2 protein-coding genes are annotated in these 2,705 nt (G+C 64.1%); both read left to right on the plus strand.

The window, feature by feature from the left end; all coding sequences use genetic code 11:
* Nucleotides 1–48 precede the first annotated feature (48 nt).
* Nucleotides 49–1,041 carry an AraD1 family protein gene (gene araD1, locus ACE04F_RS24400; protein ID WP_486110265.1) on the plus strand — a complete coding sequence of 331 codons (993 nt, stop codon included), beginning with the start codon at nucleotides 49–51 and terminating at the stop codon, nucleotides 1,039–1,041.
* A gap of 13 nt (nucleotides 1,042–1,054) precedes the next feature.
* The gene (locus tag ACE04F_RS24405) at nucleotides 1,055–2,635 is read left to right on the plus strand and encodes an aldehyde dehydrogenase (NADP(+)) (protein ID WP_486110266.1); all 1,581 of its coding nucleotides are present in this window, start codon (nucleotides 1,055–1,057) and stop codon (nucleotides 2,633–2,635) included.
* Nucleotides 2,636–2,705 lie beyond the last annotated feature (70 nt).

Raw genomic sequence — 2,705 nt, forward strand, 5'->3', positions numbered from 1 at the left:
CCCACAGGGGGCAGCGCTTTTTCAAGTTTTGTTTACAGGGAGAAACCCATGCGTTTAGTTCAGTTCGAATTGAGTAACGGCGAACGCCGCGTCGGTGTGGTTGACGGCGAGCAGGTGCGCGAAGTACAGGGCGCCACCACGGTGCGCGACCTGGCGCTGGCCGCCATCGAGGCGGGCGCCAAGCTCGAGCAACAGGTCGACGGCCTGGGCCTGGGAGCGAGCCATGACTATGCGCAACTGCTCAGCGAATTGCGCATCCTGCCGCCGCTGGATCACCCGGACCCCGCGCACCTGCTGGTCAGCGGTACTGGCCTGACTCACCTGGGCAGCGCCTCGGCCCGGGACAAGATGCACCAGCAGGCGGGCGACGAGAGCGCCATGACCGACACCATGCGCATCTTCAAATGGGGCGTGGAGGGCGGCAAACCAGCGGTCGGGCAGGCTGGCGTTCAGCCGGAATGGTTCTACAAGGGCGACGGCAGCATCGTCGTCCGTCCCGGCCATCCGTTCCCGCTGCCACCGTTTGCCGAAGACGCTGGCGAGGAGCCGGAAATCAGCGGCCTGTATGTCATCGGTCACGACGGCAAGCCATATCGGCTGGGCTTTGCGGTGGGCAACGAATTCTCCGATCACGTCATGGAACGCAAGAATTATCTGTACCTGGCCCATTCGAAACTGCGCAGTTGCAGCTTCGGCCCGGAACTTCGCGTGGGCGAACTGCCTCAACATCTGTCCGGGACCAGTCGTATCCTGCGCAACGGCGAAGTGCTGTGGCAGAACGAATTCCTCAGCGGCGAGGCGAACATGTGCCACAGCCTCGAGAACCTCGAGTTCCACCATTTCAAGTACAGTCAGTTCCTGCGCCCCGGGGACGTGCACGTTCACTTCTTCGGCACCGCGACGCTGTCGTTCGCCGACGGCATCCGCACCCAGCCGGGGGACGTGTTCGAAATCAGCCAGGCCGAATTCGGCGCACCGCTGATCAACGGCATTGCTCCGGTAGACGCGGTGTTCAACCCAGGTACTATCGGCACACTTTAAAAGGAGACTTGCGATGAACCAGATCCTTGGCCACAACTACATCGGCGGCGCCCGCAGCGCGGCCGGCCAGACTCGCCTGCAAAGTTTCGACGCCAGCACCGGCGAGGCCTTGCCGCATGATTTCGTCCAGGCCACGGCGGAAGAAGTCGACGCCGCCGCCAAGGCCGCCGCGGCGGCTTATCCAACCTACCGCAGCCTGAGCGCGGCGCGCCGGGCCGAATTTCTCGATGCCATCGCCGATGAGCTGGACGCCTTGGGTGATGAGTTCGTCGCCGTGGTCTGCCGCGAAACCGCGTTGCCGGCCGCACGGATCCAGGGCGAGCGAGGCCGCACCAGCGGGCAGATGCGCCTGTTCGCCAAGGTCTTGCGTCGTGGCGATTTCTACGGCGCGCGCATCGACCGGGCCTTGCCGGAGCGTACGCCGCTGCCGCGCCCGGACCTGCGGCAGTACCGCATCGGCCTCGGTCCGGTGGCCGTGTTTGGCGCCAGCAACTTTCCATTGGCATTCTCCACTGCAGGCGGTGACACCGCTGCCGCGCTTGCCGCTGGTTGCCCGGTGGTATTCAAGGCCCACAGTGGCCACATGGCCACCGCCGAGCATGTAGCCGATGCGATCATTCGCGCGGCTGAAAAAACTTCGATGCCGGCCGGTGTGTTCAACATGATCTACGGCGGTGGCGTCGGTGAATGGCTGGTCAAGCATCCGGCGATCCAGGCCGTCGGCTTCACCGGTTCCCTGAAAGGCGGGCGTGCCCTGTGCGACATGGCGGCCGCGCGGCCCCAACCGATCCCGGTCTTCGCCGAGATGTCGAGCATCAATCCGGTGATCGTCCTCCCGCAGGCGTTGCAAGCGCGCGCCGACAGCGTTGCTCGCGACCTGACCGCCTCGGTGGTGCAAGGCTGCGGTCAGTTCTGCACCAACCCGGGCCTGGTGATCGGTCTCCGCTCACCGGAGTTCACTGCTTTCACCCAACAAGTGGCTGCGCTGATCGCCGACCAGGCGCCGCAAACCATGCTCAACGCCGGCACGCTGCAAAGCTACGGCAAAGGCCTGCAAAAATTGCTGGCCCACCCAGGCATCGAACACCTGGCCGGTCGCGAGCAGCAAGGCAACCAGGCGCAACCGCAGTTATTCAAGGCTGACGCCAGCCTGTTGATCAACGGTGACGAGGCTTTGCAGGAAGAAGTCTTCGGTCCGACCACGGTGTTTGTCGAAGTGGCGGACCAGGCGCAATTGAGCGCTGCGCTGCATGGCCTGCACGGCCAGCTCACCGCGACGATCATTGGCGAGCCGGCGGACTTCGAACGGTTCGGTGAACTGACGCCGTTGCTGGAGCAGAAGGTCGGTCGCATCTTGCTCAACGGTTATCCAACCGGTGTTGAAGTCTGCGATTCGATGGTCCATGGCGGGCCTTACCCGGCGACGTCCGATGCGCGTGGCACTTCGGTCGGCACGCTGGCGATCGATCGGTTCCTGCGTCCGGTGTGCTTCCAGAACTACCCCGACAACCTGTTGCCAGAGCCGTTGAAGAACGCCAACCCGCTGGGGATCCTGCGATTGGTGGATGGCGTGCCGGGGCGCGAGGCGCTCTGAGGATTGCGGTGAGGTCGTTATATTCAAGTTGAATGTGCCGGCCTCTTCGCGAGCAGGCTCGCTCCCATAG

The sequence above is a fragment of the Pseudomonas sp. AGC41 genome (assembly GCF_057334555.1).

Bases quoted from the DNA above. Each gene is read 5' to 3' on its own strand.
- ACE04F_RS24405 (WP_486110266.1), top strand. From the start codon at position 1,055: ATGAACCAGATCCTTGGCCACAACTACATCGGCGGCGCCCGCAGCGCG.
- araD1 (WP_486110265.1), top strand. From the start codon at position 49: ATGCGTTTAGTTCAGTTCGAATTGAGTAACGGCGAACGCCGCGTCGGT.